Source organism: Candidatus Nitrososphaera gargensis Ga9.2, assembly GCF_000303155.1.
In the GTDB taxonomy this organism is placed as follows: domain Archaea; phylum Thermoproteota; class Nitrososphaeria; order Nitrososphaerales; family Nitrososphaeraceae; genus Nitrososphaera; species Nitrososphaera gargensis.
In genome coordinates this window covers 1,718,653-1,745,181 of sequence record NC_018719.1, presented here as the reverse complement: position 1 = coordinate 1,745,181, position 26,529 = coordinate 1,718,653, and the positions used below count along the sequence as shown (strand labels likewise).

Below are 26,529 nucleotides of genomic sequence, written 5' to 3'. Positions count from 1 at the left end.
TCACATCAACAACAATCTAGCTTTTAGAATAGAGCACCTTTCTTAGCAGCACTTTGTTGATGGCGTCCATCATCGCCTGTACCGATGCGACGACAATGTCCTCGCCCGCCTTTTTGGCTGACACGATGTTGCCGTCCTTGTCCTCTACCTTGACAGTGACCACTGCCAGCGCGTCAGAGCCGCCTGTGATAGAGTCGAGCATAAAGTCCCTTATCTTGACGTTGGCAACTTCGCCGGCTATCTTTTGTATAGCCTTGAGGGCCGCGTCCACAGGCCCTACGCCCGTGTTAGACGCAATGAGGTCCTTGCCGTCGGCATTCAGCCTTACGACAGCCGTGGGTATGATGTTCATTCCTGTCACAATGTGGAAGTCGTATAGCTTGAACTTTTCTTCAAACTCGGTGCTGCCCATTATCTCGCCCGCTATAGCCAACAGCTCTGATGTCGTTATGGACTTGCCCTTGTCAGCAATATTCTTTTGCTTCTCCACTATCTGCTTGAGCTGCTCGTCTGTCGGCTTGATCCCGAAATCTTCAAGCATCGCCCTGATGCCGTGCGCGCCGGCGTGCTTGCCCGCCTGGAGCCACCTCTTCCTGCCCACAAGCTCGGGAGCTATGGGTTCGTAGGTGAGCGGGTTGTTGATGATGCCGTGGGTGTGGATGCCCGACTCGTGGCCGAACGCATTTTCGCCTATTATCGCCTTGTTAGGCTGGACGATTATGCCCATCGCGTTTGATACGAACTTGGACGTTTCATAGATCAGCTTTGTGTTGATGTTGTGCTTTTTGTTGTAGAGGATCTCAAGTGCCATTACAAACTCTTCAAGTGAGGCGTTGCCCGCCCGCTCTCCAAGCCCGTTTATCGTGACGTGTGCGCATGCGGCGCCTGCGTTGACGCCTGCAATAGCGTTTGCCACAGCAAGCCCAAAGTCATTGTGGCAGTGGACGCTTATCGGGAGGGCAGTGACGCTCTTGACATCCCTGACGATCTCGGCGATATAGTCCGGCGTCCTGTAGCCCACGGTGTCCGGTATGTCGATCCTGTCTGCGCCGGCATCAGTCACCGCCTTGAACACCTTGAGCAGGAACTGCCTATCAGACCTTGTCGCATCCTCTGCCGAGAACTCGACCTGCATACCGTGCTTTTTCGCATATTCTACCGCCTTGACAGCCTTGTCCATCACCTGTTCGGGCGTCATTTTCAGTTTGTACTGCATGTGGATGTCAGAAGTGGCAATGAAGGTGTGGACGTACTTCAAGTCACACTTTATCGCCGCGTTGATATCGGCTTCGGTTGCACGCGCAAGGCCGCATATCTCTGCCTTCAACCCCTGGTTTGCTATTGTCTTTACCGCCTGCATTTCGCCCTGCGAGACTATCGGAAAGCCTGCCTCTATGGCGTCGACCCCAAGCTCGTCGAGCTTGATGGCTATCTGGACTTTTTGATCTGGCGTGACGGTGACGCCGGGCGTCTGCTCGCCGTCCCTGAGGGTAGTATCAAAGATCCTTACTTTATTATTGTCGTTGTTGTTATTGCTGTTGGCCTTGCTCAAAGTTCAACCCCTCTTGGAAGCGCCGAGACCCCTGTCCTTGAAATCTGGGCGATCCCGTAGTGCTCTACCAAATTCTTGAACGCATCTATCTTGTCCGGCGTGCCCGTTATCTCGACTGTTATTGTTTCCTTGCCGATGTCGAGGATGTTGCCGCGAAATATCGTAGCATAGTTGATTATCTCACTCCTTGTCGTCGGGTCGACGGCCTTCATCTTTATCAGAGCAAGCTCGCGGTATACTGTTTTTTCAGTATCGAGCACCTTGACTTCGACAACGTCTATCAATTTCCGTAACTGCTTTACCAGCTGGTCGAGCGTCCGCTCGTCGCTGTTGGTGGTAATCGTCATCCTTGACAAGTCCTTCTGCTCTGTCGAGCCCACGGTGATGCTTTCAATGTTGAAATTGCGGGCGCGGAAGAGGTTGGTCACCCTGAAAAGGACACCGGGCTTGTTCTCCACAAGCGCGCTCACGATGTACCACGATCCGCCTTGAGTAGTAGCAGTAGTAGTTGTTGAAGAAGCCATTTTTCCCCACTTATGCTCCTGTTATCATGTCCTTGAGGCCGGTGCCCGGTGCCACGAACGGGTACACGTCCTCGTCTGGGTCTATCGGGATGTCTATCACAGTAGCAACGTCTGACTTTATCGCAGCCTTAATCGCCTTGTCAAGCTCCTGCATCGATCCCACCCTTATGCCCTGAGCGCCATACGCCTCTGCTATCTTGACATAATCCGGGCAGTTGTGCTGGTGCACGCCACTGTAGCGCCTATTGTAGAACGTGCGCTGCCACTGTGCCACCATACCAAGCATGTAGTTGTTCATGAGGAATACTATGACCGGCAGTTTTTCAAGCACCGACACTGCAAGCGAGTTTTCAGTCATGTTGAACGAGCCGTCGCCGGCAATGTCCACCACCGGGACCTTGGGCGCTGCTGCCTTGGCCCCTATCGATGCCGGGAATCCAAAGCCCATCGTGCCAAGTCCAGTCGAGCTGAAGAATGTGCCGGGCGCTATCACGTCAAAGTGGAGCGAAGCCCACATCTGGCACTGCCCCACCTCTGTGGTCACTATGGCGTTCGCCGGAAGCAATTCGCGGAGCTTTTTGAGCGATTTCTTGGCCGTGATCTCTCTTGGATAGTCCTTGAGGGTCTCGGCGTAATACTGTATGAGCTCTTTCCTGCGCTTGAGCCACGGGTTGTCAGCAGACCTCTTGGATATCTTTTTCGATAGCATCTTTACTAGAGTGCGCAACGACGACTTGACGTCGCCCACCAGCGCCACGTCGACTGACTTGTTCTTGCCGATCTCGGCCGGGTCGATGTCCATGTGGATTATGCTCATGCCCTTGCCAAACTCGTCAAACCGGCCCACCGACCTGTCTGAGAACCTCGCGCCAACCGCCACTATGCAGTCGGCCTCAAGTATTATCTTGTTTGCCTCTGCGTGGCCGTGCATGCCTATCGGCCCCATCGCAAGCGGGTGGTTCTCGGGGAACGCGCCCTTGCCCTTGAACGTTGTTACCACAGGTATCATGAGAAGCTCCGCCAGCGCCTGGAGCTCTGCAAATGCGCCAGAGAGGATCACGCCCCCGCCGGCCATTATTATCGGCCTCTCGGCCTTTACCAGAATGTCAACTGCCTTGCCCATCTCGCTGATGTCTGCGTCTACTGCCGGGCTGTAGCCCCTCACCTTGATGAGGTCTGGGAACTTCATGTCGGCAGTAGCCTGCTGCACATCCTTTGGGATGTCTACAAGAACGGGGCCCGGCCTCCCGCTCTCAGCTATGTAGAATGCTTTTTTGACCATCTCGGGGATCTCGCCAGGAGCCCTTGGCTGGAACGCGTATTTCGTGCACGGGTTTGCAACCCCGATAATGTCAGTTTCTTGGAAGGCGTCCTTGCCTATCATGGCAAGTGGCACTTGGCCGGTCACGGCCACTATGGGAGACGAGTCTGCATAAGCAGTAGCGATTCCTGTAATGAGGTTGGTTGCGCCAGGACCGGAGGTCGCAAAGCACACCCCTGCCTTTCTCTTTATTCTGGCGTAGCCATCGGCCATGTGGGCGGCAGACTGCTCGTGCCTTACCAAGATGTGCCTGAGGTTGGCCCCTACGAGGGCGTCGTATATCGGGAGGTTCGCTCCTCCAGGGAGTCCAAAGACTATGTCTGTGCCCTCCTTCTCAAGGGCCTGAATCAACGCCTTTGCGCCGGTCATTTCAACCAATTTTATTTTTCACCAAATTTTTCCCTCACATGCAAACGCCTGCTTGCTGGACAGGGTTTGCCCTAGGCAAGTTCCAGCAGAACCAGAACATGAACCTTATGTTCGCTGTCAGTCCTAGGCATTTTTGTTAATTTGCAGTGATATAATTTATAAAGATAACGCTTATCGGCAGCATAATTCTAGAAGCTTGCCTGCTCCTGAGCCGATAACCGCACCGATCCTTAGAGGATTTACAAAGACACCTGCGCTACAAAGATCAATTATGAAATCCCATGTTTGCTAAGGTCGGGTCTCTTAAAATACAAGCAACACTCCCATAACGAAATATGAAAATAATTCACGCAACGCCCGGCATGGGAGCGCCAATGAGCGAGGAAGAATTAAAGAACTTCCTGCCGACCAGCAAGCAAAATTGCCGGTTGGCAACTGTAGAGAAAGACGGCGACCCGAATGTGCACCCTGTCTGGTATCCTTACGAGCCACTGCATAACAAGATCTACATAAACAACGATTCAAGGAAGGCTATGAACATAAGGAGAAGAGATGCGGTCTATTTTTGCATCGATGATGAAGCCATGCCAGTAAAAGGCGTGAAAGGAAAGTGAACTGTAAGGATATCTGAGAACCCAAGTTATAACCTACCAATAGTTGAAAAGATAATGACAAAATACCTTGGCGGTATTGATCATCCGACCGCAAGATACATCCTTGATACTGTAAAGAGCGGCAAGTCAGTGCTACTGGAAATCACTCCGACCTTTTTTGCAACATTGGATTTCGGCAAGGGCTGATTGTATCTTGATACAGCGGCGACAGAACAGCAAGAACTATAAAGATTCGTACTTTAGTACCATCACTGACCTGATTGACTGCTACGGATTCCTCTAAAATACGAGACTTGATTTACAAATATTTTCAGCTCGCCAAGACCAAAGAGATTGAAAAGATCGAAGAATTCCTCTACACCAACTTCACAAAATTTGGCGACTCGCCGCCGTACGACCGGCGCGACTTTGAGCGGGCGCTGATGCTCGAGCAGCTGCAGTTCGCAAGCATCTCCGACTATGATTTCAAGATCGAAGATCTAAAGACAGAAGTCATGGGTGGCGGCGACGCAGCTATTGCCACCTTTGTACTGCAGGTCACTGGCATGATCGTCGACGATTACAGCTTCCGCGGCACGTCGATCAACAACAAGTCGCGGGCGACAGTTGTTTTGCATAAAGACAAAAAAGGCCAGTGGAAGATGGTCCACCAGCACCTGTCAAAACTTGCCAGCTAGTCAAACGAGCCTGACTGGCTGACTGCCTTCAAGACCTTGGTTTCTTTTTGGATCGGCTCCTTCTCCTTTTCCTTTAGGAAAATGCCGTATGCTTCCTTGGCATCGACATTCTTGTGCACGATTGCGCGCACTGCCTTTATCATGGCCACAGGGTAGTCTGACTGCCAGATGTTCCTTCCCATGTCCACACCCACCGCGCCATGTGTGATCGAATCATGAGCAAGTTTTAGTGCGTCAGGCTCGGGCAGTTTCTTGCCGCCTGCGATTATCAGGGGAACCGGGCAGCCTTCCACCACCTGCTCAAAGTTTTCGCAATAGTACGTCTTGACAACATGCGCGCCCTGCTCTGCGGCAACCCTGCACGCAAGCCCGAGGTAGCGCGCGTCGCGGCCCATTTCCTTGCCGACTGCCGTGACTGCCAAGACCGGGATCCCATACTTTTCGCCTTCATCAACCAGCTTGGCAAGGTTGGTAAGCGTCTGGTGCTCGTACTTGCTGCCGACAAATATTGAAAGCGCAAGGCACACCACGTTCAGCCTGATCGCCTCTTCAATCGATACCGTGATGGTCTCCTTTGACAGGTCTTCGCCAATGATGCTCGTCCCACCAGAGACACGGAGAACTATTGGCACATCGGTCGTAGGGTCAACTGATGTCCTCAGGACGCCGCGGGTGAGCATGAGCGAGTCGGCATAGGGCAAAAGCGGCTCTATAGTTTTCCTTGGAACCTCGAGGCGCTCTGTCGGTCCGAGAAAGTAGCCGTGGTCAACTGCAAGCATGAGGCAGCGGCCATCCTCTGGTCGGATTATTTTGGATAGCCTGTTTTTCATTCCCCAGTCCATAATATGATCAAGGTCAGACAGGCTATTTTTATTATATATAGTTTAATTGGTTCAATGCATCATATGGCAGGCTGATAGCTAGTTCCTATTTTCGGGAATCTTTACCTTATTATTACCATTAAATCTACGCACTCCAAAGTCGGGTGCTATGTATGGAAGAGCGCGAATACTTCAGAGAACTATGCATGGGGGTTTTACAGGCTGATAGGAACATCCGGTTTGCCGGAGTCATAGACGACACCGGCAAGCTGCTGGTCGGCGAGTACCGGAAGGACATCGAATCGCCTTTGATAAAGGCAAGCCGGTTAAAAGAAAACGTCGTCGACAGCAATGGGATAAGCAATAGCTCACTTGCCGGAATTACCAACGGCACTTTCCTTGCAAGCAGAATGATCTTTGCGCTGAACAAGCAGTTCGAAGGCGACTTGGGCCACCTTAACTACCAGCTGACCGAGTACGGCAAGGTAAAGCTCCTGACAATCGCGCTTTCAAACGAAAACAACTACTACCTCTGTGTTTCAATCGACCCTGTCAAGAACTGCCACCCTGTCGTGCTCAAAGTGCTCAAGAGCATCTAGATGAATGGTTTGTCCAAGACTAACCCGCTCAATTTCTGTTGGCTCCGTGATAGCATAAGGGATATAATTGGGAGCGCAACTTTGAGAGGAGTTTTAATTCTACTACGAAATTCGCCATACTCGTGTATAGATTGTGATAGCGCTTTCAGCTAGTGCAGAAGGCAGTGTAGAGGTCTACATTAAAGCTCATGTACGTCTATTCTGACAGTTTTAAAATCTTAAGTTAACCTGGGACCTCTTTTTTGGCATTTACCTCCCTCAAAGATTGCCCGTATTTCTGGCTGAAAGAGGGGTCGGTTATAGATTTCTATGTCATCAATAAGACCTTGAAAATATGACGACTCGTGTGGAATTGATGAGCCAATTCTTAGCGCGTTGTTGAAGGTCTCAGAATGCGGTACACTGCCCGAGGTGGGGATACTCGACTGCTCGTCTCCATTGACGTACACTTGAATTCCGCTTCCGTTGTAGACTAGTGCTATGTGTGACCATGTGTTTGGTTGAATAATGGTAATAGTATTTTGAGAGCCACCTGACACATCTTGCACAAACCGCACCTGACCGTCCTGCCAGTATTCTAAAGCGTCATAATTCAGATAGCGCGCCCCGAAACTGCCATTGTTCGTATAGTGGTTTGATATCAAGTGCTCGTACCTTGTAGACCACTCCGGATTGAGCCAAAAGTCAACTGTAAAAGTATCGGCGATGTCTGTGGATGGTATCTCGATATAGTCATCGACACCATCGAGCTTAAATGCCTGTCCGCCCCCGCCAACTGCACCCGGGCCAAACGACGCGCCATTTTGCAAAATACCATCGTTATTACTCCATATGTCGCCTGCGCTCCAGTCGCCGGGCCACCAACTGACCAATCCTGGAGGTGGGTCGATGCATGAAGTCTGTGGCGGCGGCCTATTTTGTGGGAGCGTTGTTGGTGTGGTAGTAGTAGTAGGAGGGAGTCATGATGTTCTGAATGAGGCTAATATTTCATTCATTATTGGAATTGCCTCACTAAACGATTCTGGCCTTGCTTGATATAGAAAATCATATACGTTGTTTTGATCTATTGTAATGGTTCTAATTGCGCTGGTATCACCATAAAGTCGATCAGTATACATATAAGCTATAGATATGGGTGGATTGCCATCAATTATAGGACCACCTATTTGATCTGAGAGCTGGATATCCTGTAAATCACTTGTGGTCTCATTGATTATTCCTGCAGCTACGTCAGATAGCGGGGTATCTGGTGATAGATAATAAGATAGGTAGCCCGTTGTATATACATAGATATCAAAGGCATGGTCAAATAAAGCTCTTGGCTCGATATTGATAAACCTAACAGTGTTGTCACCCAAAACTCTATCTCCACGTTCCACTTTGAAGGATACTGTATGCTGCTTATTCCAAGCCTGCTGTTTCTATATGTAGAATAGTCTATGCCTGTTGTACACGATAACCATTTACTATCCATGCATTAGGATAAGCAATAATAAGATAATGACAACACGTGAATCCTTTGAATTATAGTAAAGATTGGCTGAGAGGGTTCTAATTAATAATGGCTTCATGGCTAACTTAATTTTGCAAATATTTTTTTGAATATCTTAAAGGGTTTTGCCCGTACCTAGTTTTTCTTTTGGTATCAGAATGTTCACCTTCAAAAATCAATCTGGACACTATCTTGGACTCAGCTGTCCAGAATTGATGCCCTTTGTGCTCTCTTTTCTATAGCCAAACAGTTCTAGATCTACGAGTTGGCAGTCACGATCACCTTCATGGCGTCCTTGGCCTCGTGCGCGCACTTGACCGCATCGGCGGCCTTGGCGATGTCAAACCGGTGGGTGATAAGCGACGTCATGTCGACCTGCTTTTCTGCGATTATCTTGAGCGCCTCGTTTGTCTCGATCTCTGAAGCGGCGTAGCTTGGGATGATCGATTGTTCGTTTGAATAGAGCTTGCTCATGTCGTATGATATCTGCGAGCCTTTCGGGGGCACGCCAAAGAGCATGATGTTGCCTCCCTTTCGGGTCAGCTCAAACGACTGCAGAAGCGCCTTCATGCTGCCAGTTGCCACAATGCATACGTCAACGCCCCTTCCCTCAGTCGCGGGTCTGATTTTGGCTGCCAGATCCTGATCCGTCATAGGATTGAACGCTTGTACTCCGTACTTTTCTGCAAATTTCAGCCGGAAATCGTTAATATCTATTACAAATATCTTGCGCGCGCCATACGCCTGCGCTAATAGCACGTGCATCAAGCCGGCCGGGCCGGCTCCAATCACCGCGACGTCGTCGCCTTTTTGAAAGTTGCACTTGTTCCACGCCCTGATGCAACACGCAAGCGGCTCCACAAGCGATGCCTCGTCGTAGCTGACGCTGTCTGGCAGCTTTATGAGCCCGCCCCTTGACACGTTCCACTCTGGCACAAGGAACTGCTCTGCAAGGCCGCAGGGAGTGATGTTGCTCGTCTGGTAAGAGGGGCACATCGTGTGGTCGCCGTGCTTGCAGTAGTGGCACGAGTAACACGCAACATGGTGATGAATGAAGACGCGGTCGCCAGGCGCAAAGTCCTTGACGGATTTTCCGACAGCCATGACCTCTCCTGCCGGCTCGTGCCCAAGCCTGCCGGATGTCATGCCGTACTCGCCATAGACCTTTTCAAGGTCGGATCCGCACAGCCCGCAGGCGCGCATTTTTACAAGGACGTCGCCGGCGCTGGCAAGCTCGGGAACCTTGACATCGTCAACTGAAACGGCGCTGTGGCCCTTTACAAAGACTGCCTTCATCTCTTTTTCTCCCTCTGTTTGTGCCTGATATAAACAGTGGTAGGCAGTACTAAGAACCTTTATATAGTAAAAAATAAAAACCATTGTGCACCCTACATGCTACTTCCTTCAGAGATTGAAGCCAAGTCCCTTATTCCTGCAGTAAGGGCAATCCTTGCAAAAAAGTTGATCAAGGAATACTCTCTCAAGGAGGAGGATGTGGCCAAGGTTCTCGGGATCACACAAGCAGCGGTCAGCAACTATGTGAGGGGCACAAGGGGCGACATCGAGCTCATCTCAAAGCTCGAATCGGTCAGGGAGGTCATGCGCATGATAGACGACATCGCCAAAGATCTGTCGACCAACAAGGCATACACGCCAAGCACACTGGCCAAATTTGTGGGGCTGTGCAACTATATGCGCTACACGCTCATCATATGCGACGTGCACCACAGCATCGAGTCAAACATTGACGAAACGATATGCGAGCAGTGCAGGGGCACGCTTGTCCGCGAGCACTAGCATTTTAGCAAACAATCAAAGCTATTAATAATCCTGCACAAGACAGAAATTGTATATATGGCTGAAGGCGGCGGAAAGCAACGGATTAACGGCGAAACAATCACAGGCATTGCGCTTGTGTTCCTGGCCCTCCTGTTCATATGGGCCGGGACAATGAACCCTGTCTGGGCCTCGATTATGCTGGCAGACTATATCATTCTGGCCATAGGCGTGGGGTTCATAATAGTCGGAGTCATTGCCATCAGGAGAACGAATCGCCCTCATTCCGAGCACGCTAGCCACTACTAGTAGTAGTGGTAATAATAATAGGTGGAATGTTTAAAACAGTGGCCGGGTTGATGCAATACCATATGCCTCCTGCTGAAGAAGACGTCTTGGCGCCGTATGTCAACACAAAGGACACCTTTATCGAACTAGCTAGCGAGCAGAGGCTTGCCATAATGTTCCGGCTTAACGAAAAGCGGGCCAAGATATCGCAGCTGTCAAAGGACCTCGGGATAACCATGCAGGAGGTCCACCGCAATGTCAAGCGCCTTCAGGACGCCGGACTGATAGAGAAAGACCCTGAAGGCGTGTTCTCGCTGACGACCTTTGGCAACACGATAATCAAGCAGATCCCGACGCTCAACTACCTTGCAAAGCACAAAGACTACTTTTCAGAGCATGTGCTAGGCGAGCTTCCAATCAAGTTCATCATGAGGCTCGGCGCGCTTGACAAGTGTGAGTTTGTAAAGGGCGTGGTGGCGATACTAGAGCGCTGGAAGGACATTTACCGGCAGGCTGATGAATATATCTATGAGATCGTACCACAGGTGCCCATCGATCTGATCGAGCCGGCGGTCACCCGCGTAAAGGAAAAGGGGGTAAAGTACAGCTACATCTTTCCAAAGGACGTCATCATACCAAAGGGCAGAAAAGAACTTTTGAAAAAGCTTGGTCACAACGAGCTCTTGAACAAGGGTGCCATAGAGCGCAGGATGGTCGAAAGCGTGCAAGTGGCGGTGATCCTGAACGAAAAGCAGGCAGCAGTCCTCTTTCCAACCCAAAAGGGTGAGACTGACATGAACATCATATTCTACAGCTCCGATCCTGTATTCCACGAGTGGTGCCTTGACTACTTCCGCTACCGGTGGTACGGCTCTGAGATCTTTGACGAAAGCAAGCTGAAAGAAATCTAGCTAGCTATAGCTCTACTTCATCCAGTCGATGGGAATGTCCTGGTACACGCCGTTTGGCAGTATGCGCCTTATAGAAATCGGGAGCGCCTTGGCGTCTATCTCTTCCACTGCAAGCATGATCGAGCTCTTGGCCTGTTCGGGCACCTTGATAAGCGGCGGCGCACCAAGCGACAGCTGGAGCGACCGCGAACCGGTTATCCTAGCGCGCTCAAAGCGCGTGAGCCATGGCGGGCCAATGAGCACCTTGTTTCCTTGGGGTTCTATCTCCTTAAGCTCGTACTCGACTTCTGGATAAGTGACAACCTCGTCGGCAGGCCGCGACGACTTTTTCGATGCGATCAATTCCTGCACCTGCTTTCTGGAAGCAGCGCCTTTCTTGTTCTTCTTCAGCGGTCTTGGTGCACTTGCCTTCTTGGTTTTAGCCTTGGCAGTAGTAGCGGGCTTTTTGGGTGCAGCAGATTTTTTTGAAGAATGTTTCACTACCAAGAATAATGGGAAAAATAAATGATATCTAATTAAATGTTTGCCCTAATTCGTTAAAACCTACACTGGGGACTATATTATTCTGACATTATTATGATACAGGATCTTGTATTTATGTTTCGCTGTATGTCCTCATGCCGTCGCGCTTCTTTTCCCTGTACTTGCCGCTGCCTTTTATGCTGCCCTTCCTTGCTGCCTTGGCCAATTTCCTGCGCTCCCTATATGATTTGGCCCTCTTTGCTCTGACCATACGTTATATTCTAATGCAAGGTCATTGCTCTTAAACAGAAAGAAACATTTTCATAATATGCAAAGTGCATCAGCTGTGATATGCAGCAGCCACCGGCCGGGTCGGTTTCCCGGTTCAAGCTGACGATCGAAATAGCCAACAAGGGCTCTGCATCGGCCGAGCTCGTGCGCCACTTGGCCCCGCTCACTTCAAACGCGATACTAAAGGCCTTACCGCTGCAGGACAGGATCCACAGGTACGCGGACAAGTTTGCCTACATCGAGACTGGCCTTGTCATCGGGGCAGAAAAGCAAAAGACACAATTTCGCCGTGGCGACCTTGCATACCTCACGACAAATGGCTCGATATGCGTGTTCTTGCAGGATGCGACCGTCCAGCCCATGAACCCGCTTGGCATAATAACAGGAAATATTGAAGTTGTCGAGTCGAGCCAGCCCGGCGACGTGATGGTTGTAAAAAAAGCCTGAGTTCACTGCTTGACCAGCTGGTAGACCTTGTGGCCACTGTAGCCGCCCACTGCTCTTATCGTGCCCTTTTGCTCAAGTGACTTGATGAATGTGTTGGCGACAGAGATTTTCACTCCAATGTTCCTTGCAAGCGCCTGCGTGGTTATCGACTTCATACCCTGCAAAGCCTTCATGCCTGCTGGCTCCTCAACCATTACGGCGAGCTTTTGCTTCTGCTGGGGCTTTGGCGCCTTCTTCTTTTCCTCAGAAGCCTGCTTGATCTCTGCTCCTCCCGGCCCAACTTGGGCAGTCTTGTCGGAAGAGCCAACCGGCTTTTTCTTGTTACCTCCCATGTCTTTGTTCCCTAGCTTGCAGCCCTTTAATATTCATTCAGATAAACTTTAAGCGCACAGGAAATAGAGCTGGGATACCTTGGACTTTGCGCCCATAGTGGAGACATTTGAGCAGATGGAGCAGACCTCTAGCAGGCTTGCGCTCACCGAATACCTCGTCGCCCTGTTGAGGAAGACGCCTCCTGACATCATCGACAAGGTGACCTACCTCATACAGGGCAAGCTGTACCCCGACTATGAAGGCATTGAGCTGGGGGTGGCAGAAAGAATGGTCATAAGGGCGATAGCGAGCTCATCGGGCAAAGACCAACTGCAGATAGAAAAGTTATACCAAAAGACGGGCGACCTAGGGGATGCGGCCGGCGAGGCAATGAAGTCAAAAAGCCAGTCCACTCTCTTTTCAGAGCCCATGACAGTTGAGCGGGTGTATTCTACATTTGACAGGGTCGCGCGCACCACTGGCCCGGGCTCGCAGGAAACCAAGCTGCGCCTTATAAGCAGCCTGCTCAACGACGCTACTGCTGCAGAAGGCCGCTACATCATAAAATTCGTCATGGGTCAGCTGCGGCTCGGGATAGCGGACTATACCGTGCTTGACGCGCTGGCAGTCGCGTTCACTGGCGACAAGGCAAACAGGCAGGTGCTTGAAAACGCATACAACGTTTCAAGCGACCTTGGCACAGTCGCCAGGCTGCTTGCCACAAAGGGACTTGATGCCGTCAAATCGATCAAGATAACCCTGTTCAAGCCAATTCGGCCGATGCTTGCCGAGCGCATCAGGACCGCGGAAGAAGCACTTGAGCGCATGGAGGGCAAGGCTGCAGTCGAGTACAAGCTGGACGGTGAGCGCGTGCAACTACACAAGGGCAAGCAGAACGTGGAACTATTTTCAAGGAGGCTGGAAAAGATAACCAGCCACTACCCAGACGTTGCTGAAGCCATCAAGTCGATAAAATCCGAAGTGATACTGGAAGGCGAGGTGGTTGCGATAAACGCGGAGACTGGGGATTATCTACCCTTTCAGGAACTGATGCACCGCCGGCGCAAATACGGTGTAGAGGAGGCGATGGAGAACTATCCCGTCGTCATGAACTTTTTTGACGTGTTGTATGTCGACGGAAAGAGCAAGACGGAACTGACCTACATGGAAAGAAGGAAGCTTCTCAAAAAGATAATCGATGCAGTCAAGGATGATAACAAGGTCAGGCTGATAGAGCAGACGATTGCGACCAAGCCGGAAGAGATCGACCGGTTCATGGCGGCTGCGATAGAGGATGGCTGCGAGGGAGTCATGATAAAGCAGTTGTCAAGCACGTACCGGGCAGGCGCAAGGGAGTACGCGTGGGTCAAGCTAAAGCGTGAATACCGCAGCGACCTTGCAGACACACTTGATCTGGTGGTCGTCGGCGCGCTACACGGAAGGGGCAGGCGCACAGGCAAGTACGGCGCGCTCCTCTTGGCTGCATACGACCAAAAGACAGACATGTTCCAGAGCGTCACCAAAGTGGGCACCGGCTTTACGGACGTGCACCTTGAGCAGTTCTACAATGAGCTCGAAAAACACATCATCAACCAGCGTCACGCCCGCGTCCAGACAGGAATGGACATGGATGTGTGGTTTGAGCCCAACATGGTGATCGAGGTAATTGCTTCCGAGATCACGCTCAGCCCGTCGCACGCCGCGGCATTGAATGCACTGAGGCCTGGCTATGGTCTTGCGCTCCGCTTTCCAAAGTTCACTGGGAAAATCCGCGACGACAAAAAGCCGGAGGACGCCACTGCCACCGAGGAGATTGTAGAGATGTACAGGAGGCAGCTGAAGGTGGCCGGGCCGTCATATGCAGCAGAGGCAGAAGGGGAAGAAGGCGGCTAGGGGACCGGATCCCGCCAAATACCAAGATTATCAGGACGACTGCGATTATGGCAGCTATTATCAGGAGGATCAGACTGGATCCCCTCGTACGGCAGTATCTTCTCCATTGCAACAAGCGCGACAGCAGGATGACAAGGACGATTGTAGCGAGAGCACATACACATACACATACACATACACCTTCTCAAAGGGTGCCCGTTTTAATCGACTTGCGCGACATTGTATATGTTAGAAAAAGAAGAAGCATTGCAGACCGCGGGAGTTTGGGGTGTGGGAGAGAAGAAAGTTATGCGGTCTGCAATGGCTTATCTCTAGCACACCTTTTCTATAATTGACTAATAAAAGAAAGCGATGTCTTGTTCAGATAGATTTCATGCATTACTTCCTCTATAAAGAAACTACAGCGCCGTGCCCTTGCCCTCTTTTGCTCCGCCGACCTTTACTGGCTCGGTCGGGTCCTGCTTGTCCAGTGGCTGCTCGATGTTGTCTTCAGCGGTCTTTTTCGAGTCCTTGCTCCTGTCTTCTGGCCTTTCGCTCATGTATACTAGAACCGGCAACATAGATTAAGAAGGCTGCAAATCTGGAAATCATAGATGAAGATTTCAGAGCTGTGCAAAATGGTCGAGGACTCGATCCGCTCTGGCAGGTACCCGCTTGATACTGAGACCCAAAGGAAGCTTGCTCCTACGCTTCAGGTGATAAATAGGTCTGATGGGGAGGACCTAAAGAGAAGCAACAACATCGCTATAGAAACAAGGGTGCAGGACCTATACGTCGTCAGCAACTATGTCCACAACATACAGCACCTGCCCGGCGTCATCGAGCTGGATGTCATTGATTCGTTTAAGATGATATGCCGCAAGCTGGAAAGGCTCGATCATGGCATACAGATAAAGTGATCACGGCCGGTACAGCGAGTCGCCAGACCCTCTCATCCTGTCAAGCTCGCTGTCGATAGCGCCTGCGATCTCGTCGAGCTCTTCCATCCCCTTGAATTTCTGGTACGTCAGCTTTTCAAGCGAAACCAGCAGGCTCTTTGCCGACCTGTACTGCGGCACCTGCGGATCGTCGATCTCTGCGTACAGGCCGATCCCCTGCATGTTGTTCTTTTTCGCATAGCCAAGTATCAGGCCATTAAAGCCGGTTATCATCGACGAGCCGGGCGTGAGTTCTAGCCCAAGCCTTGCTATCTGGTCGGTCAGTTCACGAGAAGTGGTGGTTACAAGCGTCCTTGGGTTCTTGCCATAGTTTCTGTCGGTGTGGAATGCGCCCAGTGTGTAGACGAGCTGCACCGAGTACGACTTGGCAACGTCAATAACGTCCTGACAGAGCTCGTAGAGCTCCTGGTTTGTCTGGGGCTGGCCGACGCCACCGCCAAACACGATGATGCCGTTACCGTAGCGGTACTCCCACTGTTCCTGCTGAAAGTCGATATGGCCCCCCTTGTCCACGACGTAATTTGGGTACGGCGGCGAGACATAACGGAAGCACTTGGTATCGAGGCTTTTATTGATAAAATCAATCGCGATGCTGCCTACATTGCCCATGTCCTGCATGGCTGCAATCATTATCGGCTTGCTGACATCGAGCTCCTCGACCTTGACAAACTCCATGCACTTTCAATTGCATGACCGCGATAAAAAATGTTGATGTCTGTAAAGATTAAAAGCCGGCGTGCATGTTTTTCCATCTACCTTGCCTGAAGAAGAAATGATATCGGACGATCACAGGATTGCTATTGAAGGCTGGAAGGCGCGCAAGGACCAGCTGCACAAACAGCAGCTGTCGGTGATGGAAATAAATGACGAGGCTGAAAAAGTGAACCTTTTATCGCTTTCAAAGCAAAAAGGCGCAAAGTAAGTTGGACGGCAGAATTCTTCGGGTAATATCAAAACTTGACCGGCAGTCAAACATGGAGAGGAGCGGCAAGGCAAGGGTTCCAAGCGGCCAAGAAATGCTGGCAATCACGGCAGACACGGGCATGTTCTTTTCGATACTTCTTAAGGCGATCAAGGCCAAGCGCGTATTAGAAGTTGGCACGTCGGTCGGCTTTTCCACGCTCTGGTTTGCAGACGCCGTTGGCAAGAAAGGCAAAATCGTAACCATTGAAATGGATCCGCTGAAGGTGGCACGTGCAGAGAAAAACTTCAAGCAGGCTGGCATTGAAAAACTGATAGAGATAAAGCAAGGTGTTGCCCTTGACGTGCTGCGCACGCTCAAATGCAGATTTGACTTTGTCCTGCTTGACGCTGACAAGGAAAATATTATCAAGTATTTTGATCTCATCCTGCCACTTGTACGAGTTGGAGGAATAATTGCTGCAGATAACATGCTGTTCCCGCCACATTATCGACCCATGATGAAAAAGTATGCGCGCCACGTACAAAGCAGGCGCAATGTCCAGTCAGTCACAGTGCCAATAGGCATGGGAGAAGAGGTCACGATCAAGCTAGAAGATTAGTGCATTTGATTGGTCTGCAGATAAAACAACAACTAGTAAAGAACTGATGCTATCTGAGCCAAAGTTCAAGGGTTGTGCTGATTTTCTAACAGTAAACAGTTATTTGATCAATTCAATAAAGGCTAACTACGATCCTTTTTACTTGTACAAACTAGCGTAGATCATGGCATCAAAAGACGCAAAATATGACCTCATAATAATCGGTGGCGGAGCGGCGGCCTTTAGCGCAGCTATCAAGGCCGATATGCATAATGTCAAAACTGCTTTGGTGGAGCGCGCTGCTTTGGGAGAAACATGCGTCAATGTAGGCTGTGTTCCAAGTAAGAACCTGCTTGGCACTGCCGAGGTACTGCATTCTGTAAAAGAGCTGCCATATCCCTACATCCTCCCGTGTGACTCTGGCTTTGATTTTGCCAAGACTATATCCGACAAGGATCGCTTGGTCAGGTCTTTACGCAAGCAAAAATATCAAGACGTAGTTTCAGGGTTGAAAAATATAGAGTTAATCAAGGCAAGCGCAGCTTTTGTGTCAAAGAAAAGAATCAGGCTTGACAATGGCAGAACACTTGAAGCTGACAAGTTTATACTCGCTGCAGGGTCTTCGCCATCAGTTCCGCCATTCAAAGGTATAGACGAAGTTGACTATTTAACAAGTAATGAAGCATTATCGCTCAAAGCCGTCTTCAATGATCGTCATTGGCGGCAGGGCTTTGGGCTTGGAATTCGCACAAATGTATGCTAGGTTTGGTACTAAAGTTACTCTGCTACAGCGAAGCGACAGGATAATACCAGATCACGAACCAGAGATTTCAGATGCTTTGAGACATTTGATATCCACGGATGACCGAATTGATATTGTTACAGGCGTACAGGTAGATCAAGTGTACCAGAAAGACGGTTCAAAATATGTTAAAGCGTCAGTGGACACAGGAAAGAAAGTGCTGGTTTTTGAAGCTGAGCAGCTTTTAATGGCAACAGGGAGAAGGCCGAACACTGCTGTTGCATTTGGAAAATGCTGGCATCAAAACAAGAAAAGACGGGGTTGTCATAGTTAATTCAGAAATGCGTACGTCGGCGGAGCACATTTGGGCTGGTGGTGATGTAGTTGGTGAGCCAATGCTTGAGACATTGGCAGCAAAAGCAGGAGCAACTGCTGCCGAAAATGCTCTAGTGGGCAGCCACAAAAAGACAGGCCTGCTCACCGTGCCGTCGGCTATCTTTACCTCGCCCCGTTTGCCTTTGTTGGTCTGACGGAAGAAACTATGATGGCAAAGTACGGCTATTGTTCATGCAGAACTCTGCCAATGACAGAAGTGCCAAAAGCCTTGACAGTAAATGACACGAAAGGCTTGATAAAAATGGCAGTTGACCCAAAGAAAAACAACAGAATAGTCGGCGTGCACATTCTATCGGGTATTGCAGCCAACATGATTCATGAAGCAGTTATGGCTGTAAAATACCGGCTGACAATTGATTTGTGCTAAGAATAACAGAGCTGTAAAGGCTAACCGATGATATGACCGAATTAAACAGCTGGACCTTTGTTTCTGATCTCAGCTATCTCATGCAGCATCCTGTCAAGTTTTCTCTTTTGCCTGATCGCTTTGATCCCCTTCATCATGAGAGGGCTGGTTGCCATGCCGAGGAGCATGCCAACGATCATGTCAAACGAAATTATTCCAAGCATTATTGGCTCCATGCCTATGTTAGGGGTCAGATAGGATAAAAGATTTGTTCCAACTTGCGACGGCAAATGCTGGCTAGCCGCTGACCTGAGGGGCACTTATCGAGCTGCTGGTGACGAGCAGCTTGCCAAGGGATGTGAGCTTGGCCGATATCTTGCCCCTGTCACCCTTTTCCACTTCAAGCAGGCCCAGATCCGCAAGCCCTTTCGAGTCGCGCGAGCCCATCACGTGGTAGCTGAGCAGCGGCTTGCTGTAGCCGGATGCCTGTTCTAGCTGCTCCAAGCTTTCGATCGTCCCGCCCATGCCGTTGATCGCTTTCAGTATCCTTATCTTGGCTTCAGATATTATCTCGTTGTAGCTCAGCTTGAGCACCGGCATGAGGAGCGGCGCGCCCGACGCGTCCATGCCAAACGCCTTGATCCCGTTGATAAATGCAGCAGACAGTGCCGCGCAGCCGATCAGCTTGTCGCCGCAGCTCACGTTCATGAGCACCTGCTGGAACTCGCTTTTGTGGATGTTGATGATTTCACCGACTCTTTCCATAGTGTCCCTGATGACGTTTTCGCGGGCGATGACACTTATCATGACTGGCATCCCAAGGACCGTGCGGAGCTTTCTTGAAAATTCGTCGGCCTTTTGCTTGTCCGAGCTGTAGCATATGAGAACCAGCTTGTGCACCGGAAAGTTCCTGATGCCTGCAGCAATCCCTTCCTGACCCTCGCTTCCGAATGTTGCTATCTGGAGCGTAGTCATTTGCGTCATATCGAGGTGTAGTATCTTTATAATAATAAAATTAGCGTTCAACCGTTCAAGTTTTCCTTTAATAGAAAAATAAGGGGTGATTGAATCACTTGCTCATGTGTTCAAACACTGTTTGCTGGTCAAAGAACGGGCAGTTGACGACGTGCTTGCCCCCCATTGCCGGTTCGAGTGTTATCGATCCGGTGGCCAGTGCTTTGTTGATGTCCGCTTGGGTTTCTAACACGCGCGCCTGAAAGGGATCCTTCCACGTGATGAAGCTTATCTTCCACATTGGGCTATAGTTTGCGTCATCAGGGTTTGCACCGCCGATTCCTGCCTGAAATCCCATTGGGCCGGTTCCGTTGATCCCGTTCATGAACTGGAACAGGTCTACCGCAACCGGGGTTGCCGCCAGCTTTTCGTCTGCAGCCACGAACGGGACGCCCATCATGGTGCCTGGCATTTCTGGCGTCGCGTCAGTCACGATGTAGTAGATGGTCTTGCCATCAGGCCCCCATCCTCTGTGCGCCACGAACGTGACAGTCATGTTTTCAGTGTCGATCCCTGTCACCTGCCCGCCCATGTACGGCGAGTCGTCGCTGATGCTGTCCCTGTCTTCCCTTATTGTAAGCGAGCCTCCGTTCCATTGGATAGCAGGCTGGTTTGCTATCACGCCTGTCTGGTTGATGACAAGGTGCCCCATCTCTTCATGTTCCATTACTTCTTCAACTGATTTGAGCTCTGTAGTAGCCGATTCGTCGGTCCACCTGATCAAGTTGACCTGCTGCAGTGGACTGTATCCTTCGTCTCCCGGCTTTGCGTTTGTCACCGAAAGCTGGAACCCTAGCGGCCCATTCCCTTCGATTCCGTTTTCAAATATGTACACCTGCCCGCGTGCGTCTAGCGGCGTCTGCGCAAGCAGCGGCGCATGGTTTACCTTGAACCCTGTCATGTTTGTCAGCTGAGCCGCAAGGTCTTTGTCTGACACGTCAGTCCCAATGAAAAATATCTCGTTTCCGTTCTCGTACCCCTTGATCAGTGGTATGTCCATGAGCACGCTTGCGCTTGACAGCTTGAGCACAGAGCCCAGTTCCGCGTTTGAAATGTTTTGCAGACTTGTAGTGTTTGCCGGAGTTTGTGTAAAAGATGGAATTGCTACTGCAGTTCCGGCGATGATGATGGTCACGGCAGCGGCTACAAGAATCAGCACTGTCTTGTTTGTCATTGAACAGTCGTCATGTTCATGCAGATAAAAGAAATCTCTCCAATCATTCAAGATTTACTGTAACTGTTGGACCTGTTTGGGCTTTACAATTGTAAAGCCTTGTCCCTATATAAAAGGAGATCCAAGGGATCGGCATGGCAAAGGATCCGGTTTGCGGCATGTTTGTGGAGGAAAAGCCCGACGCCATACAGCACACTGTAGATGGTAGGGAGTACTTTTTCTGCAGCACACAATGCCTGAATGAATTCACTGCTCCAGAGAAGGAGCTCAGAAAGCTAAAGATGGTTACTGCAGCCAGCATCGCCCTTACAATTCCGGTCGTGATTCTGACTTACATCATGTTCCTGCCAATAGAGGTTAATAATTTCATTCTGCTTGCACTTGCAACGCCCATCCAGTTCTGGGCAGGCTGGCGCTTTTACAAAGGGACATGGGACGCGGTCAAGGCAAAGGCCTCCAACATGGACACCCTAATAGCGATAGGCACCACTGCAGCCTACCTCTACAGCACGGTGGTGACGTTCCTGCCAACAGCGTTCCCGTTTGAAGGCGTGTACTTTGAGACTGCCGCCATAATCATCACGCTGATACTCATAGGCAGGCTGCTAGAGACGAGGACGAAGGAAAAGGCATCAAGCGCAGTGAGGAAGCTACTTGACCTGCAGCCGAGGATGGCTCGGATAATCAAAGACGGAAAAGAGGAAGAGGTTCCAGTCGAGCAAGTGCATGAAGGCGACCTATTCGTTGTAAGGCCGGGGGAGAGGATACCGACCGACGGGACGGTAACAGAAGGCATATCGTCTGTCGATGAATCGGCTGTCACGGGCGAATCGATACCTGTGGACAAGTCGGCCGGCTCTGAAATTATTGGGGCAACGATAAACAAGAGCGGCCTGCTAAAGGCCAGAGCCACCAAAGTAGGCCAAGATACGGTCTTGTCGCAGATCATTGCGCTGGTTGAGGAGGCAAGGACCGGCAAGGCACCGATGCAAAAGATGGCCGATCATGTGGCAAAGTACTTTGTCCCTGCCGTGGTGGCGGTAGCAGTCTCTTCGGCGCTGGCATGGTATTTCATAGGCGGCATAGGACTGACGTTTTCGCTCTTGGCGTTTGTGTCAGTCATTATCATTGCGTGCCCGTGCGCCCTTGGGATAGCGACGCCGGCGGCCCTGATGATGGGGGCAGGCAAGGGGGCAGAGAACGGCATCCTATTCAAGGGCGGAGAGCACCTAGAGATGGCAAGAAAGGTGAGGACTGTTGTCTTTGACAAGACCGGCACGCTGACAAAAGGCCAACCAGAAGTCACCGACATCATTACACTGTCAGACGTGGGCGAGCAGGAGCTGCTCAGGCTGGCCGCCATCGCAGAGTCGGGCTCTGAGCACCCGCTTGGACAGGCCGTGGTGAGGAAGGCAAAAGAGCAGGGCATCGTGGTTGCAGGTCCAGAATCGTTTGAAGCCGTTTCGGGGCACGGGCTGAGGGCAGGCTATGCCGGCCACACCATAATGATAGGCAACAGAAAAATGATGGCTGACAGCGGGATGGTAGTGGCAGAGCAAGTCAGTTCTGCCATGGGCAGGCTGGAGATAGAGGGCAAGACTGCCACACTGGTGTCGATAGACGGCAGGCTATCTGGCGTCATTGCCATGGCGGACACTGTCAAGGAAAACGCCCGGGAAGCAATCGATGCCTTGAAGCAGATGGGAATCGAGGTGATAATGCTGACAGGCGACAACGAAAGGACCGCCAAGGCCATAGCGACCAAGCTGGGCATTGACAGGGTCATAGCGCAGGTGCTCCCGCAGCAAAAGGAAGAAGTAATTGCTAAACTAAAATCAGAAGGCAGAGTCGTGGCGATGGTGGGCGATGGGATAAACGATGCCCCCGCGCTTGCAAGGGCTGACCTTGGGATAGCCATAGGCTCCGGGACGGACGTGGCAAAGGAGACTGGTGGGATTATCCTGATAAAGAACGACCTGCGCGACGTGGTATCCGCCTTTGAGCTTGGCAGGAAAACAGTGTCCAAGATAAAGCAGAACCTCTTCTGGGCGTTTGCATACAACACAGGGCTCATACCGGTGGCGGCAGGTGCGCTAGTGCCCTTCTTTGGGGCAGAGATGTATGGGTGGCTCCCGTTCCTGGCGGCAGGTGCGATGGCGATGAGCTCCGTCTCTGTGGTGAGCAATTCGCTATTGCTTGGAAGGTACAGGCCAAGCTTTGCGGCAACAAAACCAAGGAACGAACAGATCTATACAGACAAGGAACTAAAAGAAGTCTATACAGAAGCTAGGTAGCCAGCCTTACAAACTGGTAGCCCGAGTTCTGCAGCCTCTCTTTTATCTCCTCTTTTGTTATCAGCGCAGGGTCGTATTCTACAATGACGCTGTCTGTCATAAAGTTGATTTCTACCTTTTTGATGGCTTGGTTGCCCTTCAGCTGGTTTTCTACTATGGGCTTGCAGGTGGTGCAATACATACCAACCACCTTAAAGCGCGCCTTTTGCGTGCTAGTCATTACAACCTACCACCGGATGTTTGAAAAAATGAAGAGGCAAGTCCATGCACCGGCCCGCTAGTAGCCATACTTTTTAGGATTTGCATCAAACTGGCTCTTGCAGGCTGCCGAGCAGAGATAGATCTTTTTGCCTCCCGATTCTGACACGAACTTGGCCTTCTTCTCGTCCACCATCATGTTGCATACCGGATCTTTGAACATACACACAAGCTAGGGGCTATTGTTAGATAAAGGATATACTTTACAATTGTAAAGTCACTGGGTTTCAGTCATGGCAGTCTTGCGCCTTGCCCTTCCGCGTTCCAGCCAAGCCACAAACCCAATAAGGCCGGTGATGTAAATGAGCGCGGTGCCAGCGTTGACAAGAATGTCAGTCAGCGGCGATTCAAACAAAGTATGGATCCTCAAGTCTCCGTTCTGGATAAGCCTAGTGTAACAAGCTTCTAGATTGGAGTTACGTTTCTGTCCTAACAAATTCCCTGACCGCTTGCGCCTGTTCCCTGTATGCCCTGATCTTATGGGTCGCGCCGTCAGGGCACACGACAGTGACTGTTATAATATTTACTTCTGCGTCAGACGCAAACACTGCAGGCTGCACCTTTTGCACCTTGCAGTTTTTTGCAGGCAGTTCTGCGAGCTGCGCAACAGGGTCGGACATGGCTGGAATTAGTAGGCCGCCAGAGATAAACCTAGTTGAAACTTTATTACCCGTCTGCCCTTTGTGATAGGGGATGGCGACCCTCTCGATGAACGACAAGCTGATCCTCGTGCAGTATGCGATAGACAAGTACGACTCTGAAAACGTGCTGAAGGAAAAACTCAAGGACACCCTGTCGCCAAAGGAGATCGAGCGGGCGATAGACACCCTGATAGGCACACAAAAGGTACGCAGGATAGGCGCAGACGTGCTGCAGAACAACGTCAGCCACACCGGCGAGCTCCCAGAGCTGCCCGACCATCTAAAGCCTATTATCGAGAGCCTCTAATCTTACAGAAAATTCTATCCTATTATTTTATAAGCATCATCCTCCACATTTGTGTCTGCATTGCCTAACGCCGGGGATAGGGGCGCGCCAGACATTATCAGGAGCCCTACAGACGCTCACCAGTTATATGTTGACCTTGTAAACTCGGCTGGCAGCGAGATCATGCTGCTGTTGCCTCCTCCTCTGCCCTCCTCAGACCGGGCGAGCATGCTACATTCAATCTTTCAATCGCTTGAAGATGCCGCCAAGCGCGGCGTGCAGGTGCGGGTGCTAACCACTGCCTCTGTCAAGCTGCTGACTGCAAACACCAACAATGTTGCGGTCAGGTACATCCACCGTGAGGGTAGGGCAGAGATGCAGGAGATTTTGATAGTAGACAGGAAGGCCACATTGGAATATGGAATAATGAGGGACGGGCACGATGCCGTAAGCATCTACTCTTCAAGCCCTTCGGCCGCCATGCCTCTTGTCACGATGTTTGACAACCTCTGGGACCAGGCTGCGGCCTATGAAAAGTTCAGAGAAGCCGACCGCATGAAGGACGAATACATACAGAAGCAGCGGGAGCTGTACGACAAGCTGCGCGAAGCGGACAGGCTGAAAGACGAGTTTATCAACATCGCCGCGCACGAGCTCCGGACGCCCATCATGCCGATTCTTGGAGGGCTTGAGCTGATAGAGTCAAAGCTGGGCAACAACAGCTCGATAAAGGAAGAACTTGCGATCATTAGCCGCAACGCCGAGCGGCTGCTGAAATTGTCGGAGGACATACTGCAGGCAAGCAGGATAGAGACAGGCCGGCTCAGGCTGTACGTCGAGCAGGCGAACCTGAACACGCTGATCTCTGAGGTGATAGCGGATGTGGAGCAGAAATACAGACAGCAGCTCGCCAAGGTGCCTGATATAGAGACCGCTGATATACACTCACTCATCATGCACATCGTAGGCGAGCGGGTTGATAAAGAGGCCAGAAAGCCCATAATATTGTTTGAGCCCGGCGAGCCCATACTCATGGTCGAGTGCGACAGGGGCAAGATCGGAGAGGTGCTGTTCAACATCATCGACAACGCCATGAAGTTCATCGACGAGCGTGAAGGCAGCATCGTCGTTTCCACACACCTTTCTGGATCCAACGTGATAGTCAGCGTGAAGGACAACGGCAGGGGCATTGATCCGTCGATAAAGGACAAGATGTTTCAAAAATTCACGACAAGGTCGGAAAAAGGATCAGGTCTTGGACTGTTCATTGCAAAGAGCATAATAGAGGCCCACGGGGGCACCATATGGGCCGGCAATAACAGTGATGGCAAGGGCGCCACATTTGCATTCAGCCTGCCGGTGCGCTTCCGCCGGTCAGAGCCGCCTACGCCGGACCAGCTGCCGCAGATAACCGACAACCAGAGGACGATAAACCAGCTAAGGCGCGACGCGCTGGAAAAGATAGGCGCCATGAAAACGAGCCTAACAGAGGCTCGTGAAGAAGCCCTGCGCAAGAGGAACGAAGCCTTGGAGCGCTACCAGAAGCAGGTCGAGGAATCGAGGAATCTGATAAGGGCGCGGCAGCAATTCATCAACCAACAGATAAGCTACAAGAGGATGCGCCGCGAAGTGGACAGCAGGATCGAAAAGGGACTCGAAGGTCTCCAGCGCCTGATAGATGGCCTGAGGGAAAATATCATCGGGGACGAGACCATAGAAAAGATAGAGCTCCACCCAACATTGATAGATGCCATCAAGTACGAAGCAGGCAAGGTGACTGAATCTGAATTCTTTAAATCTCTGAGGAGGCAGCTTGCTACAAAATGACGCTCAACATTGCGGTTCATTCATTCAAGGGAGGCACTGGCAAGAGCACGATCACCGCAAACTTGGCCGTGCTGCTTGCGCTTGAAGGCAGGCGCGTCGGGGTGCTTGACCTCGACCTAGCCGGGCCCGGCCTCCACGTGCTCTTTGAAATGACGCCTGACGAGATAAAGCACACCCTTAATGACTATTTGCTGGGCCTGTGCTCTTCAGAGGATATTGCGATAGACCTGACCGAAAAGATGAACTTGAAGCAGGGCAGCCTGGTGTTCGTCCCGGCCAGCTTCAAGGCAGAGGACATCATCAAGGTGCTTTCCAAGGGGTACGAGATCGGGATGTTCCGAGATGCGCTGGCCGTGATCTCGCGCCTGCACCGCCTTGACTACATGATAATAGACACACACCCCGGCATCGAAAAGTCGACGCTCGTGTCGATGGGCATCTGCGACATGAACATCATAATATCGAGGATGGACAGCCAGGACATTTTTGGGACCGGCGTCATGCTCGAAGTCACGCGGGTGCTTGAAAAGCCCCAGATCCTGATCGCAAACATGATACCTCCGGGCGTAGACAAGGAAAAGGTCAGGGCGAGGCTTGAAACGCTTTTTAACGCCAAGGTCATTACGGCGATTCCGTTCTACACCGAGATCCTGCGTGCCCTGTCGTCAGAAGTGTTTGTGCTGAAAAACCCCAATCACGACTTTTCAACAGCACTCCGGCCTGCGATAGAGGCTCTAGAGGTAAAGGCTAATCTGCCATAAC

At 51.0% G+C, this 26,529-nt stretch carries 37 protein-coding genes and 1 pseudogene; 19 read left to right on the top strand and 19 right to left on the bottom strand.

Annotated elements, in window-relative coordinates:
- Window positions 1-16: 16 nt before the first annotated feature.
- From NGAR_RS10485 to ilvB, 3 genes are read right to left on the bottom strand one after another with little or no spacing between them, the layout of a single operon-like run.
- Complete coding sequence (locus NGAR_RS10485) at window positions 17-1,552, bottom strand: 2-isopropylmalate synthase (RefSeq protein WP_015019707.1); 1,536 nt, start codon at window positions 1,550-1,552, stop codon at window positions 17-19.
- The gene (ilvN, locus tag NGAR_RS10480) at window positions 1,549-2,076 is read right to left on the bottom strand and encodes an acetolactate synthase small subunit (protein ID WP_148681304.1); all 528 of its coding nucleotides are present in this window, start codon (window positions 2,074-2,076) and stop codon (window positions 1,549-1,551) included. The genes NGAR_RS10485 and ilvN overlap by 4 nt, the downstream gene beginning before the upstream one ends.
- Window positions 2,077-2,086: 10 nt before the next feature.
- Complete coding sequence (gene ilvB, locus NGAR_RS10475; protein WP_148681825.1) at window positions 2,087-3,766, bottom strand: biosynthetic-type acetolactate synthase large subunit; 1,680 nt, start codon at window positions 3,764-3,766, stop codon at window positions 2,087-2,089.
- 335 nt (window positions 3,767-4,101) lie between these two features.
- On the opposite strand from ilvB, the gene NGAR_RS10470 reads away from it, so the two are divergent.
- The 3 genes from NGAR_RS10470 (at window position 4,102) to NGAR_RS10465 (ending at window position 5,057) form a co-directional block, all read left to right on the top strand.
- Complete coding sequence (locus NGAR_RS10470; protein WP_015019704.1) at window positions 4,102-4,380, top strand: pyridoxamine 5'-phosphate oxidase family protein; 279 nt, start codon at window positions 4,102-4,104, stop codon at window positions 4,378-4,380.
- Between the two features lie 54 nt (window positions 4,381-4,434).
- Window positions 4,435-4,566, top strand: coding sequence for a hypothetical protein (locus tag NGAR_RS18835; RefSeq protein ID WP_266190242.1), 132 nt, complete (start codon window positions 4,435-4,437; stop codon window positions 4,564-4,566).
- Between the two features lie 107 nt (window positions 4,567-4,673).
- Entirely contained in the window at window positions 4,674-5,057 is a 384-nt protein-coding gene (locus NGAR_RS10465; protein ID WP_015019703.1) for a YybH family protein, read from the top strand.
- Here NGAR_RS10465 and lsrF read toward each other — a convergent pair.
- On the bottom strand, window positions 5,054-5,899 hold the full coding sequence (gene lsrF, locus NGAR_RS10460; protein WP_148681302.1) for a 3-hydroxy-5-phosphonooxypentane-2,4-dione thiolase: 846 nt from the start codon (window positions 5,897-5,899) through the stop codon (window positions 5,054-5,056). The two genes, NGAR_RS10465 and lsrF, sit on opposite strands and share 4 nt — an antisense overlap.
- A gap of 152 nt (window positions 5,900-6,051) precedes the next feature.
- Between lsrF and NGAR_RS10455 the strand changes: the two genes are divergently transcribed.
- Window positions 6,052-6,477 carry a hypothetical protein gene (locus NGAR_RS10455; protein WP_015019701.1) on the top strand — a complete coding sequence of 142 codons (426 nt, stop codon included), beginning with the start codon at window positions 6,052-6,054 and terminating at the stop codon, window positions 6,475-6,477.
- 218 nt (window positions 6,478-6,695) lie between these two features.
- Here NGAR_RS10455 and NGAR_RS10450 read toward each other — a convergent pair whose 3' ends face one another.
- The 3 genes from NGAR_RS10450 to NGAR_RS10440 form a co-directional block, all read right to left on the bottom strand.
- The gene (locus NGAR_RS10450) at window positions 6,696-7,349 is read right to left on the bottom strand and encodes a LamG domain-containing protein (protein ID WP_015019700.1); all 654 of its coding nucleotides are present in this window, start codon (window positions 7,347-7,349) and stop codon (window positions 6,696-6,698) included.
- A gap of 87 nt (window positions 7,350-7,436) precedes the next feature.
- Window positions 7,437-7,856, bottom strand: a complete 420-nt coding sequence (locus NGAR_RS10445; RefSeq protein WP_015019699.1) for a hypothetical protein — start codon at window positions 7,854-7,856, stop codon at window positions 7,437-7,439.
- A gap of 371 nt (window positions 7,857-8,227) precedes the next feature.
- Window positions 8,228-9,265: a zinc-dependent dehydrogenase gene (locus NGAR_RS10440; protein ID WP_148681299.1), complete on the bottom strand. Its 1,038-nt coding sequence runs from the start codon at window positions 9,263-9,265 to the stop codon at window positions 8,228-8,230.
- A gap of 96 nt (window positions 9,266-9,361) precedes the next feature.
- On the opposite strand from NGAR_RS10440, the gene NGAR_RS10435 reads away from it, so the two are divergent.
- The 3 genes from NGAR_RS10435 (at window position 9,362) to NGAR_RS10425 (ending at window position 10,944) form a co-directional block, all read left to right on the top strand.
- Window positions 9,362-9,766 (top strand): transcriptional regulator, encoded by a 405-nt coding sequence (locus NGAR_RS10435; protein WP_015019697.1) that lies wholly within the window; start codon window positions 9,362-9,364, stop codon window positions 9,764-9,766.
- Between the two features lie 57 nt (window positions 9,767-9,823).
- Window positions 9,824-10,054, top strand: a complete 231-nt coding sequence (locus tag NGAR_RS10430; RefSeq protein ID WP_015019696.1) for a hypothetical protein — start codon at window positions 9,824-9,826, stop codon at window positions 10,052-10,054.
- A gap of 62 nt (window positions 10,055-10,116) precedes the next feature.
- The gene (locus tag NGAR_RS10425; RefSeq protein ID WP_015019695.1) at window positions 10,117-10,944 is read left to right on the top strand and encodes a helix-turn-helix transcriptional regulator; all 828 of its coding nucleotides are present in this window, start codon (window positions 10,117-10,119) and stop codon (window positions 10,942-10,944) included.
- Window positions 10,945-10,956: 12 nt separating this feature from the next.
- Here the strand turns inward: NGAR_RS10425 and NGAR_RS18475 are convergent, their stop codons facing one another.
- Together NGAR_RS18475 and NGAR_RS17620 are read right to left on the bottom strand one after the other, a co-directional pair.
- On the bottom strand, window positions 10,957-11,424 hold the full coding sequence (locus tag NGAR_RS18475) for a DNA-directed RNA polymerase subunit K (RefSeq protein WP_228369354.1): 468 nt from the start codon (window positions 11,422-11,424) through the stop codon (window positions 10,957-10,959).
- Window positions 11,425-11,539: 115 nt separating this feature from the next.
- The gene (locus tag NGAR_RS17620) at window positions 11,540-11,677 is read right to left on the bottom strand and encodes a hypothetical protein (protein ID WP_187147466.1); all 138 of its coding nucleotides are present in this window, start codon (window positions 11,675-11,677) and stop codon (window positions 11,540-11,542) included.
- Window positions 11,678-11,757: 80 nt separating this feature from the next.
- Between NGAR_RS17620 and NGAR_RS10415 the strand changes: the two genes are divergently transcribed.
- The gene (locus NGAR_RS10415; protein ID WP_015019693.1) at window positions 11,758-12,144 is read left to right on the top strand and encodes a cyclophilin-like fold protein; all 387 of its coding nucleotides are present in this window, start codon (window positions 11,758-11,760) and stop codon (window positions 12,142-12,144) included.
- Between the two features lie 2 nt (window positions 12,145-12,146).
- Here NGAR_RS10415 and NGAR_RS10410 read toward each other — a convergent pair whose 3' ends face one another.
- Complete coding sequence (locus NGAR_RS10410; protein WP_015019692.1) at window positions 12,147-12,476, bottom strand: 30S ribosomal protein S25; 330 nt, start codon at window positions 12,474-12,476, stop codon at window positions 12,147-12,149.
- A gap of 79 nt (window positions 12,477-12,555) precedes the next feature.
- Between NGAR_RS10410 and NGAR_RS10405 the strand changes: the two genes are divergently transcribed.
- The gene (locus NGAR_RS10405) at window positions 12,556-14,349 is read left to right on the top strand and encodes an ATP-dependent DNA ligase (RefSeq protein WP_015019691.1); all 1,794 of its coding nucleotides are present in this window, start codon (window positions 12,556-12,558) and stop codon (window positions 14,347-14,349) included.
- 398 nt (window positions 14,350-14,747) lie between these two features.
- On the opposite strand, the gene NGAR_RS17615 is transcribed toward NGAR_RS10405, so the two are convergent.
- Window positions 14,748-14,888 (bottom strand): hypothetical protein, encoded by a 141-nt coding sequence (locus NGAR_RS17615; RefSeq protein WP_187147465.1) that lies wholly within the window; start codon window positions 14,886-14,888, stop codon window positions 14,748-14,750.
- A gap of 54 nt (window positions 14,889-14,942) precedes the next feature.
- On the opposite strand from NGAR_RS17615, the gene NGAR_RS10400 reads away from it, so the two are divergent.
- Complete coding sequence (locus NGAR_RS10400; RefSeq protein ID WP_015019689.1) at window positions 14,943-15,248, top strand: hypothetical protein; 306 nt, start codon at window positions 14,943-14,945, stop codon at window positions 15,246-15,248.
- Here the strand turns inward: NGAR_RS10400 and NGAR_RS10395 are convergent, their stop codons facing one another.
- Window positions 15,249-15,962: a PAC2 family protein gene (locus NGAR_RS10395; protein ID WP_148681298.1), complete on the bottom strand. Its 714-nt coding sequence runs from the start codon at window positions 15,960-15,962 to the stop codon at window positions 15,249-15,251.
- 82 nt (window positions 15,963-16,044) lie between these two features.
- Here NGAR_RS10395 and NGAR_RS17610 point away from each other — a divergent pair, with 82 nt between their 5' ends.
- The 5 genes and pseudogenes from NGAR_RS17610 to NGAR_RS18470 all read left to right on the top strand — a co-directional run bounded on the left by NGAR_RS17610 (window position 16,045) and on the right by NGAR_RS18470 (window position 18,294).
- Window positions 16,045-16,209 carry a hypothetical protein gene (locus tag NGAR_RS17610; protein WP_015019687.1) on the top strand — a complete coding sequence of 55 codons (165 nt, stop codon included), beginning with the start codon at window positions 16,045-16,047 and terminating at the stop codon, window positions 16,207-16,209.
- A 1-nt stretch (window position 16,210) separates the two neighbouring features.
- On the top strand, window positions 16,211-16,810 hold the full coding sequence (locus NGAR_RS10390; RefSeq protein ID WP_015019686.1) for an O-methyltransferase: 600 nt from the start codon (window positions 16,211-16,213) through the stop codon (window positions 16,808-16,810).
- A gap of 163 nt (window positions 16,811-16,973) precedes the next feature.
- Window positions 16,974-17,896, top strand: a pseudogene (locus NGAR_RS19370) (FAD-dependent oxidoreductase); the annotation flags it as partial.
- 30 nt (window positions 17,897-17,926) lie between these two features.
- Complete coding sequence (locus NGAR_RS18820; protein ID WP_266190421.1) at window positions 17,927-18,061, top strand: hypothetical protein; 135 nt, start codon at window positions 17,927-17,929, stop codon at window positions 18,059-18,061.
- Between the two features lie 11 nt (window positions 18,062-18,072).
- On the top strand, window positions 18,073-18,294 hold the full coding sequence (locus NGAR_RS18470; protein WP_323444714.1) for a hypothetical protein: 222 nt from the start codon (window positions 18,073-18,075) through the stop codon (window positions 18,292-18,294).
- Window positions 18,295-18,335: 41 nt separating this feature from the next.
- Here the strand turns inward: NGAR_RS18470 and NGAR_RS17605 are convergent, their stop codons facing one another.
- The 3 genes from NGAR_RS17605 to NGAR_RS10375 all read right to left on the bottom strand — a co-directional run bounded on the left by NGAR_RS17605 (window position 18,336) and on the right by NGAR_RS10375 (window position 20,461).
- Window positions 18,336-18,509: a hypothetical protein gene (locus NGAR_RS17605; protein WP_015019681.1), complete on the bottom strand. Its 174-nt coding sequence runs from the start codon at window positions 18,507-18,509 to the stop codon at window positions 18,336-18,338.
- 61 nt (window positions 18,510-18,570) lie between these two features.
- Window positions 18,571-19,248 (bottom strand): HFX_2341 family transcriptional regulator domain-containing protein, encoded by a 678-nt coding sequence (locus NGAR_RS10380; protein WP_228369155.1) that lies wholly within the window; start codon window positions 19,246-19,248, stop codon window positions 18,571-18,573.
- A gap of 94 nt (window positions 19,249-19,342) precedes the next feature.
- Window positions 19,343-20,461 (bottom strand): DUF7482 domain-containing protein, encoded by a 1,119-nt coding sequence (locus NGAR_RS10375; protein WP_015019679.1) that lies wholly within the window; start codon window positions 20,459-20,461, stop codon window positions 19,343-19,345.
- A 134-nt stretch (window positions 20,462-20,595) separates the two neighbouring features.
- On the opposite strand from NGAR_RS10375, the gene NGAR_RS10370 reads away from it, so the two are divergent.
- The gene (locus NGAR_RS10370) at window positions 20,596-22,755 is read left to right on the top strand and encodes a heavy metal translocating P-type ATPase (RefSeq protein WP_015019678.1); all 2,160 of its coding nucleotides are present in this window, start codon (window positions 20,596-20,598) and stop codon (window positions 22,753-22,755) included.
- Here NGAR_RS10370 and NGAR_RS10365 read toward each other — a convergent pair.
- The 4 genes from NGAR_RS10365 to NGAR_RS10355 form a co-directional block, all read right to left on the bottom strand.
- Entirely contained in the window at window positions 22,748-22,975 is a 228-nt protein-coding gene (locus NGAR_RS10365; RefSeq protein WP_015019677.1) for a heavy-metal-associated domain-containing protein, read from the bottom strand. The genes NGAR_RS10370 and NGAR_RS10365 overlap by 8 nt on opposite strands.
- A 57-nt stretch (window positions 22,976-23,032) precedes the next feature.
- On the bottom strand, window positions 23,033-23,176 hold the full coding sequence (locus NGAR_RS10360; protein ID WP_148681297.1) for a YHS domain-containing protein: 144 nt from the start codon (window positions 23,174-23,176) through the stop codon (window positions 23,033-23,035).
- A 54-nt stretch (window positions 23,177-23,230) separates the two neighbouring features.
- A complete protein-coding gene (locus NGAR_RS17600) occupies window positions 23,231-23,368 on the bottom strand; it encodes a hypothetical protein (protein WP_187147464.1) in 138 nt (45 codons plus the stop codon).
- A 61-nt stretch (window positions 23,369-23,429) separates the two neighbouring features.
- Entirely contained in the window at window positions 23,430-23,633 is a 204-nt protein-coding gene (locus NGAR_RS10355) for a hypothetical protein (protein WP_015019676.1), read from the bottom strand.
- Window positions 23,634-23,706: 73 nt separating this feature from the next.
- Here NGAR_RS10355 and NGAR_RS10350 point away from each other — a divergent pair, with 73 nt between their 5' ends.
- From NGAR_RS10350 to NGAR_RS10340, 3 genes are read left to right on the top strand one after another with little or no spacing between them, the layout of a single operon-like run.
- Window positions 23,707-23,961 (top strand): hypothetical protein, encoded by a 255-nt coding sequence (locus tag NGAR_RS10350; protein WP_015019675.1) that lies wholly within the window; start codon window positions 23,707-23,709, stop codon window positions 23,959-23,961.
- Between the two features lie 60 nt (window positions 23,962-24,021).
- The gene (locus NGAR_RS10345; protein WP_148681296.1) at window positions 24,022-25,767 is read left to right on the top strand and encodes an ATP-binding protein; all 1,746 of its coding nucleotides are present in this window, start codon (window positions 24,022-24,024) and stop codon (window positions 25,765-25,767) included.
- A complete protein-coding gene (locus NGAR_RS10340) occupies window positions 25,764-26,528 on the top strand; it encodes a MinD/ParA family ATP-binding protein (protein WP_015019673.1) in 765 nt (254 codons plus the stop codon). Before NGAR_RS10345 ends, NGAR_RS10340 begins: the two co-directional genes overlap by 4 nt.
- Window position 26,529 lies beyond the last annotated feature (1 nt).